Genomic DNA, 13,481 nt, shown 5'->3' with positions numbered 1-13,481 from the left:
GCGTGTTGTGCGGGCTAAGCGCCTGTTCGTCTTGCGGCAGTACGCCCTTGGACATTCCCATCTACGTTCTCCGTATCCTTTGCCGTCCAATCGCCTAAGATGCTGTCATGCAGGCAGCCTGATTGCCGTCGGCCGACCGGAGGCATGTGTTATAGTGAGCCGGCCTACCGGCAAGATTTGACCGAGATGCCAAGCGAAGTGCGTCAGTCGCTTGTGTAATGGAGTCCGCAAGAGCCAAGTCCACCGACATGAAGCACTACGTGGTCTCCATCGTGGATTTCGCAAACTGGCCCCAAAGCGCCAGTCAACAAAATGTCTCCTTTGCGCAAGGGCATGTCATGGCTAGCCAGGCAACGCGCCAACCACGCAGCCGCATTCAAGGGGTGCCCAAGGGCTGCTGCCCCGGCCCCGAGAGACCTGACTTCCCCATTGATAACCGTCACCATGCCGGCCGTGAACAGATCAAGGTCGGCCAAGTCGTGGGCTTGATGTCCTAGGACAAAATATCCCGAGGAACCGTTGTCAGCGATCGTATCGGCTAGCGTGATGTTCCAATCCAGGATCCGCGAGTCGACAATTTCGATGGCGGCATGCACGCTCAGTATGGCTTTACCGATGTCTTCCACCGAAGTAACTCCCGATGGCAGATCAGCGCCCAGTACGAAGGCGATTTCCCCTTCGGCTCTCGGTTTGATGCAGCACGTTGGATCGAGATTGCCGCCATCTGCGATCCGCATATCTTCGAAAAGCGTGCCGTAGTCAGGCTGATCCACACCGAACTGGGCCTGCGTTGCCTTTGCAGTTAGACCTGCTTTCCGTCCGACGATGCGTCGCCCTTGTTCCTCCCAGTGTCGGTTGTTGATGCTTTGTATGGCATAGGCACTAACCACGTCGGCCATATCAAGATAATCCCTCAACGGTGGGATTGGCTTGCCTTGGTAGGCCTTCCGCAAAGACAGCGCGGCGGCGTGAAGTTTGTCACTCATTCTTCAGCAATCCTGAAATAGGCCAAGGCTCGATGTGCGGTATTGAATGTCAGCGTCGCTGGGATCCTCAATTGGGCTTGCCCGACCCTCGCATTATACTTCACCAGCATTGATATTTTGCGCTTTTATCGCTTCAATCCTCGACACATGCGGCAATAAAGTGCTGCAAAAGTCATAGATCTATGGCATTTAATGCTGATGATGGATTCTATCGACACACGGATTCTCGCCGCCTTGCAACGCGATGGCCGTCTCACCAATGTTGAATTGGCTCAGGAAGTCGGTCTCTCGCCGTCGCCCTGTCTAAGGCGTGTAAAATTGCTCGAGGATGCAGGCATCATTCAGCGTTATGTGGCGCTGCTCGATCCCGCCAAGGTGGGGCTTGGCTTCACGGTGTTTGTGCGTGTCTGGTTGAAAGGTCAGGATCAGGGGACCGTCGAGCACTTTATCCGCGAGATTGCGGCTCTTGATCAGGTGGTCGAAGCCCATTTGATGGCGGGCGACTGTGATTATCTTCTTCGCGTCGTTGCCGAGGATCTTCAAGCTTACCGCCGGTTTCAAGCCGAGAAGCTTGGAAACATATCCTGTATCCAGAGCCTAAAAACGGACATCCCCATGCAAACTACCAAGCAAACCTGGCAGTTACCGGTAAGAGCGCGGTGAAGAAGTATGGCTTGATACGCACACGCCTCCCCAACGTCCGCCCGAAGCCTCTGGTGACCGCATACCGGTGGCGTCGAGCATGCGAGGATAGTTGCCGTGAGATCGGCAGGGACGATGCCCTGGATTTTGACGCTGTGTTCCCACGCATCGCCAAAATCATAAAGGTAATGGAAGGTCTTGCGCCGCATTCCTTCAAGCGCCTCAGCCGAGGTTGTCTTGCGGGCATCAAGCGGGCCATCTAAGTCACAAGATGGATCGGGGGTACCAAAGCCCGTGTGACCGAAGGTCAATTCCCACAGGTGACTGTCGATCAACGCCAGCGCTGTTTGTAAGGCGTTGGGCAGCCGGTCAAAGGCGAATCCCCAGCAGCACTTCGATTACGCGACTCGCCATCGGCGTCACATCATCGCTGTTGATTCGCCATCCGGGCGACGAAGGTGTTGCTCAAGGTTCTGGATCTCACTAGCGACCATCCAGTTGGACGCTTCGAAAAACTCTGGCCTTTGAGGGGTGAATTTGATTCACTTCGCCGCTGGTACGGCGGAGGCGATGATGAACCGCTCCGGCATTTCCGGAGGCATTTTCAATTGAGTCATGCCGCCATATCGAGGGACTCTATGGCTGCATAGTAGTTTGCCTCGGCCTCTGCTGTTGATGGCGGAGTAAAATGCCCCGGAAGAGGCAAAGTAAAATTCCTCACTTCTTCTGATTGACCCTGTCCGGGGCGCGCCCCGGACAGGGTCAAAGCCAAAATATCCGGCATAGTTCTCCCTATGGGAGGCGGTGCTGAGATGAAGAAGCTTGGAGATCTGATGATGATCCTGGATTTGCATCGCCAAGGCGTAAAGATCGCTGCGATTGCCCGGCAGGTTGGCGTCGACCGCAAAACTGTCCGCAAATACATTAGCAGGGGCATTGAAGTGCCAAAGTATGGACCTCGGCAGCCCAGAGAGCGTTTGCTCGACCCACATATTGATTATCTGCGGGTTCGATTGGCATCCTACCCGGGGTTGAGCGCGCAGCGCCTGACCCGCGAGATCCGCGAGCGCGGCTACACGGGTGGCTACAGCACAGTGCGCGACGAAGTGCGCACGATGCGACCGGCCGGCGGCGGTAAGCCTTACGCAGTTCGATTTGAAACACCCCCAGGGCAACAGGCTCAGGTGGACTTTGCCCAATTCCGGGTACGCTTTGCCAACGCGCCGGATCATGTACAGATTGTCTGGCTGTTTTCCATGGTCCTGGGGTTTTCACGACTGCTCTGGGGCCGTTTTGCACAGCGCCAGACGATGCAGACCGTACTCGCCTGCCACCGGGCCGCGTTCGAGGCGATCGGCGGTGTCCCTCGTGAAATTCTATACGACCGCATGAAGACAGCCGTTATTGGCGAAGATGAGGATGGCCGGGTCGTCTATAACCGCACGCTTGGCGAGTTTGCGCAGCATTACGGCTATCTGCCCAAGGCATGCGTAAGCGCCGACGGAATGCGACGTTGACGCGGTCTATTTGACCTTTCGCGGACGGGGCGCCCATTTCTTTGCCAGTGCGGCAAAGCTGGCGTGGATCATGTCGATGTTGGGCTGGGCATTGGGATCATGGTCGTCGCCCAGGGCATCGAGAGCCTCTTCGTGATACTCGTGGGCCGGATCTGCGAGCGCTTCCAGCTTCTCAGCGTACCCCCAGGGCCCGCCTGAATCCTCTGGTGGCCGCATGCCGGTGGCGTCGAGCAGGCGTGGATAGCTGCCGTGGGGATCGGCAGGGACGATGCCCTGGATTTTGACGCTGTGTTCCCACGCATCGCCAAAGTCATAGAGGTAACGGAAGGTCTTGCCTCGCATCCCCTCCAGTGCCTGAGCCAAGGTTGTTTTGCGGGCATCAAGCGGGCCATCAAAGCCGTAAGACGGATCGGGGATGCCGAAGCCCGTGTGGCCGAAGGTCAATTCCCACAAGTGGCTGTCCGTCCAGGCCAGCGCTGCCTGGAAGGTGCTGTGCAATCGGTCGAGACGGATCCCCAGCGGCACTTCGATCACGCGGCTCACCACCGGCGTCACGTCATCCAGCGTGATTGTCATCCGTGCGACGAAGGCGTTGCTCAAGCGGCCTGCTCCAGGTTCTGGATCTCTTTCGCTGCCTGCCAGTTCCAAGGGAGCAATTCGTCGATCCGGTTGATGGGATGATTGCCGATACGGGCGATGACGTCGGTGAACCAGGCCTCGGGCTCCACACCGTTGAGGCGACAGGTTTCGACGAGGGAATAGAACAGCGCCGAGGCATCTCCGCCCTTGGTCGAACCGACGAACATCCAGTTGCGGCGGCCAAGAGCAACACCGCGCAGGGCATTCTCGACAAGGTTGTTGCTGATCTCGAGCAGGCCATTGTCACAATAGCGGGCCATCGCCGCCCAGCGATTGAGCGGATAGCGGCATGCCTTGGCCAGCGCGCTGTCTGAAGACAGCCCGCGCATCTGTGCTTCGAGCCATGGCCGCAAGGCAGCCAGCTTCGGGGCGGCCAGTTGCCGGCGGACCCGCCGCCGTTCGTCGGGCGGCGCGCCCTTGATGTCGCGCTCGATCGCGAACAACTCGCCGATCCTTACAACCGCCTCCGCTGCGACCGGCGACGGGTTCTTGGCCAGAATGTCGGTAAATTTGCGCCGCGCGTGCGCCCAACAGCCAACCTCGGTCACGCGGCGCGGGGCTTTCGTTTTGGGGTTGCGGTACAAGATGTTGTAGCCGCCATAGCCATCGGCCTGAAGGTATCCCTCATATCCGGCAAGATGAGCGGCAGGATGTTCGCCGCCACGCCCGGTCGTGAAGCGGAACGCCACGGCAGGCGGGCTCATGTCGCCGCTGGAACGGCCATCGCGCAAATAGACCCAGAAATAGGCGGTATGGCTGCCATCTTCGCCCATCAGCAAGGTGACCGGCGTCTCGTCGCCATGGATCTTGGGGGCTTGGAGAATGTGGGCCAGCAGGCGCTCGCCAAGCGGGGCCATCAACCAGGCCAGCTTGCGCGCCCAGCGGCCCATCACATCACGATCGATAGTAACGCCCTGCCGCCGCAGGATCACCGACTGACGGTGCCATGGCTGATGGTCAACGAAGCGGCTGACGACCAAATGCGCGAGCAGCGCGCTGCTGGCCATCACCTTGGGCAAAGGCAGATCGATGGCAGGCACCTGTCGGATCGTCTCGCACGACCGGCAAGCGACACGAGGCCGAACATGGCGCAGAACACGGAAGCGGGCCGGAACATAATCCAGCACCTCGGTGACATCTTCGCAGATGACGGTCTCCACCCCGCCGCAGCCGCACGGTTCCGGGCGATGCTCTGCGGTCAGGCGCGGTATATGCGCCGGGATTGGCGCGCGGGCGGCGGCCTTGCGCACCGGTTCCAGTTTTAGCGCTGCGGCATCATCATTGGCAGGCTCGGGGACGGCCTCGACGTCTTCGAACATCATGCGCAATTGCGCGTTATCCATCTTCTCGCAGCTGCGCCCGAACTGGACGCGCAGCAGCCGTGCAAGACGGTGTTCCAGCTTTTCTATGGTCAGGCCCTGGGCTTTGACGGTCTGCTTCGCAACCTTCAACTCATCCCGATCCACCTCCATAGCCTCCGCCATCTCCCGCAGCATTTTCTGCAGGAGAACAGGGTCTGTGGGGAGGTGATCAAGCGTGAACCGCATGCCTACCCCTATAGGACAGGAGACCTGAAAATACTACAAAAAGTGGCGTTTTTCTGCGATTTCCTCTCACGCAATTGTCGGTGTGGCGACCTCCTCATGGACAATGGCCTGCCGCCAATCCAGCCCTTCGATCAGCATCGCCAACTGCGCGCCAGAGAGCCGGGCGGCGACACCATCCCGGGCGCGTGGCCAAACGAACTTTCCACGTTCAAGCCGTTTTGCATAAAGGCAAAGCCCCGACCCGTCCCACACCAGAGCCTTCAATCTGTCACCTCTTTTGCCCCGGAACAGGAAGACCGCGCCCGAGAAAGGATCAAGTTGCAGTATATTGCGAACCTGGGCCGACAGTCCGTCAAACCCCTTGCGCATGTCGCATGGCGCCAGCGACAGATAGATCTTCGCCGAGGGCGGTAACGTCAGGCTCAACCTTCAAGCTCCCCGACAATCTCGAGGACCAGTCGCAGCGTCTCGCGGTCAACCAGCCTGTCCACCGAGACCGTGAAACCACCACCACGCCGAATGTCGATCCGGCCAGCGGCCACCATCTTATCAGCAGGCTCTGGCTGCACCAGTTCAACCGGCACAAAGCCTGCCATGGCGCCGCGCAGCAATTGCTTGCGCCACGTGTAGAGCTGACCCGTCCCAATCCCATGCCGACGGGCAACCGCTGCCACAATCACGCCGGGCTGGGTCGTCTCCTTCAGGATCGCCAGCTTCTCTTCGTCGCTCCAATTCCGGCGACGTTCCACCCGTACGATCGCTCCGCCATCCCGGCGAGCACCCTTACGAGGCTCGTTTGACTGCTCTTCTTCCACTCGCAAGGCCTCCATTTGCCTCGCGAAATCTACGCCACCCCAGTCATCCGCAAGGCCGGGGTCCGTCGGCGCTTACAGGCATGCCGCGCATATCGCCCTGAAACCAAAGGCAAGGTCGAGCGGCCGTTCCGCTACATTCGGGAAGACTTCTTCCTCGGCGGTGTCTTTCGTGATCTCGATGATTTGAACGCACAGTTCGACCGTTGGCTCGGCAATGTCGCCAATCCTCGGGTGCATGCATCGACCGGGCGTGTCGTTAACGAGGCCTTCGCAGAAGAAAAGCTGACCTTGCAACTCTTGCCGCTTATCCCGTTCGGCGCGGTCCTCAAGCTTGAGCGCCGGATCAGCCACGACGGCATGGTCAGCGTTGGCGGCAATTATTATTCCGTCCCGGATGCAACCCGGCGGCGTGTCGTCGAGGTCCATAACCTGGCCGACGAAATCCAAATCTTCGAAGATGATCGCTTGATCGCCCGCCATCCACTGCTGGAAGGACGCCGACAACGTTCGCTGCTCGATGAGCACAGGCGTCAATCTCGGCCAAAGGAGGATCTGCCGCTGCCGCACGGCTTTACTGGCCAGCAGGTGGCACGTCGTTCCCTCGATATCTACGCTGCTATCGGGCAGCAGTTGGCAACAGCGGGAGCAAACGCATGAACTCGCTCCTGCCAGATCCCACCGCGTCGCTGCTCGACCGCATCAAATGCAGTATGGTTGGCCTCAAGATGCCGCGCGCCATTGAAGTGGTCGATGAATGCGTATCTCGTCTGGACCGGGGCGAAATCACCGCCCTTGAGGCTGTAGAGCAACTTCTGCTTGAGGAACTGACCTACCGAGAGGAACGCCGCATTCGAACCGCACTGCGGATGGGCCGGGTCAACACTGTTAAAACCCTGGCTGGATACGACTTCTCCTTCCAGCCCTCACTCGACAAGGCCCGCATCATGGCCCTTGCCGAATTGAACTTTGTCGCACGCAGCGAAGTCGTCCACCTGCTCGGGCCGCCCGGTACAGGTAAAAGCCACTTGGCCAGCGCACTTGGCCTGGAGGCGGTAAAGGCGGGCAAAAGCGTTTCGTTCATCACCCTTGCCGACCTGATCAGCGCACTGGCCAAAGCCGAGCGGGAAGGGACTTTGCGCGAAAGGCTCCGCTTTTACTGTAGGCCTTCCCTCCTGATCGTCGATGAAATCGGCTATCTTCCGGTCATCCCTGGTGGGGGCAATCTATTCTTCCAACTCGTCAACGCGCGCTACGAAAAGGGGGCAATGATCCTCACCTCGAACCGCGGCTTTGCTGAATGGGGAGAAATCTTCGGCAGCCCCGTCGTTGCGACCGCCTTGCTCGATCGCTTGCTGCATCATGCCATCGTCATCCAGATCGATGGTTCGAGTTATCGGCTCAGGCGCCACGCAGACCTTCTGCCTGAACACATCAGGGCAAATGCGCAGATCAGCCCACCAGCGCCGTTTGAACCCCGGCGGCGTGGGCGACCCTCAAAGCAGGGAGGCACAACACAGACCAGCAACTGACACCTTATACCGCAAAGTGAGGAATTTTACTTTGCCTCTTCCGAGGAAATTTACAGTGCCGTTGACATCTGCGGGCGGGATGTATCCGATGGGGCCGAAAAGGCGGTGGTTGTTGTACCAATCGACCCAGCGCAAGGTCGCCATTTCCACTGCCGAGGCGCTTGGCCATGACCGCTGCCGCCAGATGACCTCGGTCTTGTAAAGACCGTTGATCGTCTCGGCCAAAGCATTGTCATAGCTGTCGCCGACGCTGCCGACCGATGGCACGAGATTGGCCTCGGCCAAGCGCTGGGTGTAGTTCATGGCAAGGTATTGAACACCCCTGTCGCTATGGTGGATCAGGCCATCTTCTGGCCCTGGCCTGCGGGCATGAATTGCCTGCTCCAGCGCATCCAGGACGAAACCGGCGGTGGCCGAAGTGCTGACCTTCCACCCCACGATTCTGCGCGCATAGGCATCGATCACGAAGGCCACGTAGACGAAGCCGGCCCACGTGTGCACGTAGGTGAAATCAACCACCCACAGTGCGTTGGGCCGCTCGACGCGGAACTCACGATTGACTTTATCCAATGGACACGGTGCCTTGGGGTTGCTGACCGTGGTGATCGTCGTCTTGCCGCGCCGAACCCCTGCCAGCCCCATGGCTGCCATCAGGCGTTCCACGGTGCACCGGGCAACAGCCACGCCATCACGCAGCAACTGATGCCAGACCTTGCGCGCGCCGTAGAGGCCGGAACTGGCTTCATGGACACGCTTGATCTGCGCCTTGATCTCATCGTCACGGCGAGCACGGGCCGGACGCCTGCCGGGATCGGCAAGGCGCCGCGCGTGCTCATGATAGGAGGACGGGGCGATCGCCAGTTCCCGGCAGATCGGCTCGATACCCAGATCCTCGCGATGGCTGTCGATGAACGACATCATCATTTCTCGCGGCGGTCGAGCTCCGCCATCGCAAAATACGCCGACGCCTTGCGCAGGATCTCGTTGGCGCGGCGCAGTTCTTTCACCTCGCGTTCCAGCAGCTTGAGACGGGCTTTATCATCGGCGGCCTGCGCCGCTGGTGCCGTTCGTCGGCTCGCCTCCTCACGGCACCAGCGGCGCAGCGTCTCAGCCGTACAGCCAATCTTGCCAGCGATCGAGGTCATCGCCTCCCACTCCGAGCCATAATCGGCGCGATGCTCGCCAACCATGCGCACCGCGCGTTCGCGAACTTCAGGTGAAAACTTGTTCCGGGTCTTGCTCATCACGAAAGCTCCTTCTCACAAATCGGAGCCTCCGGGAAAGCCGGGGCGGTTCAATGATGGCAGGATAGCCCGGTTTCTTTGATCTTTCGGACCGTTATGAGGCGTTGAGCGCAGCGGGTGATCCGCTTGAGCGATTGTCGGGCGTTGTCGACTTCGAGGTTTTCCGCGGACCGTTGGTGGCAGCACTTCGGCGCAGCGTACGGGGCAAGGGCGGACGGCCGCCGTTCAACCCGGTGCTGATGTTCAAGATCCTGGTGCTTCAGGCGCTGTCCGACGAGGCGACGGAGCTCCAGATCAAGGACCGCCTGTCGTTCCAGCGCTTCCTGGGTCTTGGCCTCGACGGCACCGTGCCCGATGCAACGACGGTGTGGCTGTTCCGTGAGCGCCTGGTGCAGGCCAAGGCGATCGACAAACTCTTCGCCCGCATCGACGCCGCGTGTCGTGTTGAAGGATCGCGGCTATCTCGCGATGGGTGGGCAAATCATTGACGCCACGGTGGTGCCGGCGCCCAAGCAGCGCAACACCGAAGCCGAGAAAACCGCCATCAAGGAAGGTCGCGTCCCCGAGGACTGGAAACCGGCCAAGGCGCGACAAAAAGACCGCGATGCGCGCTGGTCGATCAAGTACAGCAAAGCCAAGGTCCGCGAGGGCGCCGATCCCAAGGCTGCCCAAAAGTCCCGTGGGCCCGTCGATATCGCCATCCCCATGTTCGGCTACTAGAATCATATCGGCATCGACAAGGCCCACGGCTTGATCGGCACCCGGGGTGCCAGCGCCGCCAACGCCCATGACGGGGCGCGGCTGCCGGACCTGATCAGCAAGAGCAACACCGGCTCGGGCGTCTGGGCGGATACCGCCTACCGGTCGAAAGAAGAACGAGGCGTTCCTCGCCGTCGGCATGTTCAAGAGCCATATCCACCAGAGGCGCAAGCCGAGGCGGCCGATGCCCGAGCGGATCGCCAAGGCCAATACCCGGCGATCCAAAATCCGCGCCCACGTCGAGCATGTGTTCGCAGGGCAAAAGCACCGCATGGTGTTCGTCGTGCGCACCATCGGCATCGCCCGCGCCACGATCAAGATCGGCATGGCCAACCTCGTCTATAACTTCCAGCGCCTCGCTTGGCTCGAGAGGCGAACTGCGTACGTATGACCCCAATCCGGCCCGAACAGCCGACCAAATATCCACAAACCCCGGACCAATTCCACCCAATCGGACACTGCTGCGCCCCGGCGCCTTCACCCCGAATCAGACGATTCTTCGAAGTGTCCAGTTTATTGAGCGGCACCGAATCTCCCTGCCGGAGGCCAATACAATCACAACGTAATTCAGGGTCGTTCGCCAAGATCCGCCACCGCTTATTTGACGGATATTTGACGGGTCTGCTTGGCGAATCACTTAAGTGATTGATTTTATGGTGACCCCTACGAGAATCGAACTCGTGTTTCAGCCGTGAGAGGGCGGAATTCTGGCCCGGTTCGCCGGCCAGCAGTGTGACATGCGCGGCCTCGTTGACCGCAGCGTCAAGCCGCGCCGTCAGGCCAAGAGCGGCCAAGCCGCCAAACGCCACCGCCGTCGTGCCAAGCAAGCGGCGGCGGGTGAATGAAACCTTGCCAAAGCGATGGTGGCTGCCTTGCATCTTTCTCTCCCGAATATATATTTTCAATGCTTTGGACCTGCGGCTAACTCTACGTTGATGGCTGAAACCATGGCATCGCCCTTTCGGGGGACAAATTTCAGGGTAAGGCCATCGGATCTCACCCGCACCTCGAACTGGCGCGAAATCGTGGTCAGTGGCGCGCCGGAAACCTGCGCCACATCCAGCGCCTCAACCACAGTTTCTCCATTGGCCTGAACATCAAACACCCGCTCGCCGGCCTTCAATGACGGTTCGGCAAAGCGGAGGCCAACGCGGTAATTTCCGTCAGGCAGGGGCAGGTGATAGCTGAAATCGCCCGCCCGATAGGATGCGATCAGATCCCGATCCGTTGTCCCCTTGATCTTGGCAGGGATCGGCGGGCGAAAGGCAGGGGTTTGGTCCATGGTTGCCGCGCGGCCGCCGATAAAGAAATTGTCCGAACCAAAGCGACCTTCCTCGGAATGGGCCGCTATCAAGGCTCCGGCATCAATGCGGAAATGCTCGGCCTGATCGGCGCTAAGGTGCCAATGGATTGCGTCTGACAGCATTTTGCCGCCATGCCTTGCCCGCGCCTCCAGCCGATTGGTGCCCGCGGCCAATGTCACATTGCGCCAAAGGCAGACATGGTTGGCGCAGGCCCGTTGGGTGCCCAGTGAATGCCCATTGAGCAAGAGATCCGTCTGCGCCGCGTTCGAATAGACTTTGACATCCGCGATGCGATAGGCGCGTTCCAACGCGCGGCGACCCGCGATATGCAAGGTGGGCTGGTTGGACCACTGCGCGCGGTAATAGTAGAAGGCATCCTTTTTGATCGCGCCGTCATAGCTGATCAAACCTTTGGTATTGATGTCCGTTGCATCACCTTCACGGCGTGCGGTGCTGCCAAAGTCATAGCCGTTCCAGACCCACGTTGCCCACAGATAGGGCCGCGCCGCCAGTTGAGGCCAAAGGCGCTCATGCAACGCCGCCTGATATTCTTCGGGCTGGGCGCGGCCACCGGCATCGACCGGCCCGCCGTCCACATTGTCCGTATGCAGCGACAATGCGCCGCCGCCGCCATATTCGGTCACGGCCAGCGGCTGATTGGGGCGCTTGGCATGCAAATGGTCGAGATGCGGCCCCAATCCTTCGGCCCGATCATAATACCAGCCGAAATAGCGATTGGCCCCCGATACATCGGTTATATCGGCAACCGCAGGAATCTGGTCCATGCCGCGATCTTCACAGCAGGTTGCCAAAGCGGTCGGGCGCGATGGGTCGAGTTGATGCGAAAGCACATTGAGGTCGCGCACCAAAGGCCGTGGATCAGGCGCTGTTGTTGTGCCGTTGTTGAGGAAACCGGGGCGGTTCGGCCCGAAATCAACCTCGTTGGCAATGCCCCATACCGCCACCGATGGATGATTGCGATTCTGGGCAATCAGTTCGCGCAATTGTTGGCGGGCATTGGCTACCAGCCCTTCACTGGCCTGCGATTGCCCGTTGCGGGTTGTCCACGCGGTCACCAGCGGGATTTCGTCCCACAGTATCAACCCATATCGATCGGCCAGTTTGTGAATGGTTTCGCCATGCTGATAATGGGCAAGGCGCAATGTATTGGCCCCCATGTCGCGCAGATTGGCGATGACGCCGGCCACGTCCTTTTCGCTCATCGCCCATCCGGTGGGCATGAAGTCCTGATGCAGGCCCACACCATGCAGCGGCGTCGGTTTGCCGTTGAGGATCAATCCGCGATTGGGATCGATACGGATCTGGCGGATACCGAAATCCTGTTCGCGCCGATCCAGCAGGTTGCCCCGCGTATCGCGCAATTCCGAAACCAGCCTGTAAAGATAAGGCGAGCGAGCGGCCTGCCACAGTTGCGGCGAGGGCACATTCAGCACCTGCCTCGCCTCGACAAGGCTTGCGCCATTGACCGTGACATTGCTGCTGGCTGTGGCCGCTGTCCTGCCCTGCGCATCAACCAGACGCGTGGTGAAGCGCAAGCCTTTCGTACCTGCGCCATCGTTGCGCAGCCTTGCGATCAGGCCAATTTTCGCCGAATTTGGGGTAATCTGATCAGTCTGGGCATAAACACCGCTGCCACCGTCATCCATGAGGTCGAAATGGGCCGCCGATGTAATAATCAGGCGCACGGGGCGATAAAGGCCGCCCTGCACGAAAAAGTCGCCGGTCAAGGGCAGGATGTCCGCCGTCGCGCTGTCCGGCGTGGGCGCGCTATTATCAACCCGCACCACCAGACGGTTGCTCTGTCCCGGCCGGATGGATTTCGTCACATCGATGCGAAAGCGCGAAAATCCTCCGGCATGGCTGCCCACTTCCTGTCCGTTCAGCCAGACTTGTGCCATGCGGCTTGCGGCATCAAATTCAAGAAAGGCCCGGCGCCCATCGGGAAGATTGGGGCCTTTTAGATCAAGGCGATACCAACCGACGCCCTGTTTCTTGTCGATGCTGTGCTGAGCCAGGGTTATGCCTGTCTGCGCTTCATATTGCCCGACGCGGTTCCAGCTATGCGGCACCGACACAGCCTGCCAACCGGTAGCGCTGTCAGCAGGGACTGCCTCGGCATTATTGCCCGGAAAGTCAAAAAGCCAGCCATTGGTCAAGGGGATCGAGCGCGTCTCCGGTGGAGCGGCCATCGCCAATCCGGCATGCACGGCCATGAGCGCAGCCGTGGCCCGCATTGCCACTTTCAATCGCATCATCATCTCCGTGTCTTGAACAGAATACCTATCCATTGGGAATGGCATCCTACCAATTCCACATGGTGCCATCCTCCAGCCTTGCGACGGGGAGGTATGCGGGCTTGTAGGGATACTTGGCGGCGAGCTTTTCGTCGATGTCGACGCCGTGGCCGGGTGTGTCGCCGACATAGAGCATGCCCGCCTCGAACGTGTAATCGTGGGGGAAAACCTCGTCGGTTTCGGG

The 13,481-nt window shown here is 59.8% G+C and carries 11 protein-coding genes, 3 pseudogenes and 1 other annotated feature; of the genes and pseudogenes, 5 read left to right on the top strand and 9 right to left on the bottom strand.

Features of this window, described 5'->3' with window-relative positions:
• Window positions 1-203 precede the first annotated feature (203 nt).
• Window positions 204-986, bottom strand: a complete 783-nt coding sequence (locus tag ACZ9HU_RS15510) for a 2-keto-4-pentenoate hydratase (protein ID WP_476106173.1) — start codon at window positions 984-986, stop codon at window positions 204-206.
• Between the two features lie 198 nt (window positions 987-1,184).
• Between ACZ9HU_RS15510 and ACZ9HU_RS15505 the strand changes: the two genes are divergently transcribed.
• Window positions 1,185-1,649, top strand: coding sequence for an Lrp/AsnC family transcriptional regulator (locus ACZ9HU_RS15505; protein WP_476106170.1), 465 nt, complete (start codon window positions 1,185-1,187; stop codon window positions 1,647-1,649).
• Here the strand turns inward: ACZ9HU_RS15505 and ACZ9HU_RS15500 are convergent.
• Complete coding sequence (locus tag ACZ9HU_RS15500; protein ID WP_476106167.1) at window positions 1,544-1,963, bottom strand: IS1096 element passenger TnpR family protein; 420 nt, start codon at window positions 1,961-1,963, stop codon at window positions 1,544-1,546. The two genes, ACZ9HU_RS15505 and ACZ9HU_RS15500, sit on opposite strands and share 106 nt — an antisense overlap.
• Window positions 1,964-2,440: 477 nt before the next feature.
• Here ACZ9HU_RS15500 and istA point away from each other — a divergent pair, with 477 nt between their 5' ends.
• On the top strand, window positions 2,441-3,145 hold the full coding sequence (istA, locus tag ACZ9HU_RS15495; protein WP_476106164.1) for an IS21 family transposase: 705 nt from the start codon (window positions 2,441-2,443) through the stop codon (window positions 3,143-3,145).
• Window positions 3,146-3,151: 6 nt separating this feature from the next.
• Here istA and ACZ9HU_RS15490 read toward each other — a convergent pair whose 3' ends face one another.
• The 4 genes from ACZ9HU_RS15490 to tnpA form a co-directional block, all read right to left on the bottom strand.
• Window positions 3,152-3,745, bottom strand: coding sequence for a plasmid pRiA4b ORF-3 family protein (locus ACZ9HU_RS15490; protein ID WP_476106162.1), 594 nt, complete (start codon window positions 3,743-3,745; stop codon window positions 3,152-3,154).
• Window positions 3,742-5,280 (bottom strand): IS66 family transposase, encoded by a 1,539-nt coding sequence (gene tnpC / locus ACZ9HU_RS15485; RefSeq protein ID WP_476106160.1) that lies wholly within the window; start codon window positions 5,278-5,280, stop codon window positions 3,742-3,744. The genes ACZ9HU_RS15490 and tnpC overlap by 4 nt, the downstream gene beginning before the upstream one ends.
• 117 nt (window positions 5,281-5,397) lie before the next feature.
• Window positions 5,398-5,757 carry an IS66 family insertion sequence element accessory protein TnpB gene (gene tnpB / locus ACZ9HU_RS15480; RefSeq protein ID WP_476106158.1) on the bottom strand — a complete coding sequence of 120 codons (360 nt, stop codon included), beginning with the start codon at window positions 5,755-5,757 and terminating at the stop codon, window positions 5,398-5,400.
• A complete protein-coding gene (tnpA, locus tag ACZ9HU_RS15475; RefSeq protein ID WP_476106155.1) occupies window positions 5,754-6,080 on the bottom strand; it encodes an IS66-like element accessory protein TnpA in 327 nt (108 codons plus the stop codon). The genes tnpB and tnpA overlap by 4 nt, the downstream gene beginning before the upstream one ends.
• A 141-nt stretch (window positions 6,081-6,221) precedes the next feature.
• Between tnpA and ACZ9HU_RS15470 the strand changes: the two are divergent.
• Both ACZ9HU_RS15470 and istB read left to right on the top strand, forming a co-directional pair.
• Window positions 6,222-6,803: pseudogene (locus tag ACZ9HU_RS15470) on the top strand (Mu transposase domain-containing protein); the annotation flags it as partial.
• Window positions 6,800-7,675 (top strand): IS21-like element helper ATPase IstB, encoded by an 876-nt coding sequence (gene istB, locus ACZ9HU_RS15465; RefSeq protein ID WP_476106152.1) that lies wholly within the window; start codon window positions 6,800-6,802, stop codon window positions 7,673-7,675. The pseudogene ACZ9HU_RS15470 and the gene istB, both read left to right, overlap by 4 nt.
• Here istB and ACZ9HU_RS15460 read toward each other — a convergent pair.
• Window positions 7,640-8,919 (bottom strand): IS3 family transposase gene (locus tag ACZ9HU_RS15460; RefSeq protein WP_476106150.1). Its coding sequence is split into 2 segments (ribosomal slippage): window positions 7,640-8,628 and window positions 8,628-8,919, totalling 1,281 coding nucleotides; the frame shifts between segments, so codons are not numbered across the junction. The two genes, istB and ACZ9HU_RS15460, sit on opposite strands and share 36 nt — an antisense overlap.
• Window positions 8,524-8,638, bottom strand: a sequence feature (AL1L pseudoknot). It overlaps the preceding gene by 115 nt.
• A 104-nt stretch (window positions 8,920-9,023) precedes the next feature.
• Between ACZ9HU_RS15460 and ACZ9HU_RS15455 the strand changes: the two are divergent.
• A pseudogene (locus ACZ9HU_RS15455) lies at window positions 9,024-10,069 on the top strand (IS5 family transposase).
• A 510-nt stretch (window positions 10,070-10,579) separates the two neighbouring features.
• Here ACZ9HU_RS15455 and ACZ9HU_RS15450 read toward each other — a convergent pair.
• Complete coding sequence (locus ACZ9HU_RS15450) at window positions 10,580-13,261, bottom strand: glycoside hydrolase family 2 TIM barrel-domain containing protein (protein WP_476106148.1); 2,682 nt, start codon at window positions 13,259-13,261, stop codon at window positions 10,580-10,582.
• Window positions 13,262-13,304: 43 nt separating this feature from the next.
• A pseudogene (locus ACZ9HU_RS15445) lies at window positions 13,305-13,481 on the bottom strand (bifunctional D-altronate/D-mannonate dehydratase); the annotation flags it as partial.

Source organism: Novosphingobium sp. Sphag1I (genome assembly GCF_056279125.1).
Note: the sequence above shows the minus strand (reverse complement) of the source record. Positions and strands in the feature narration are given on the sequence as shown.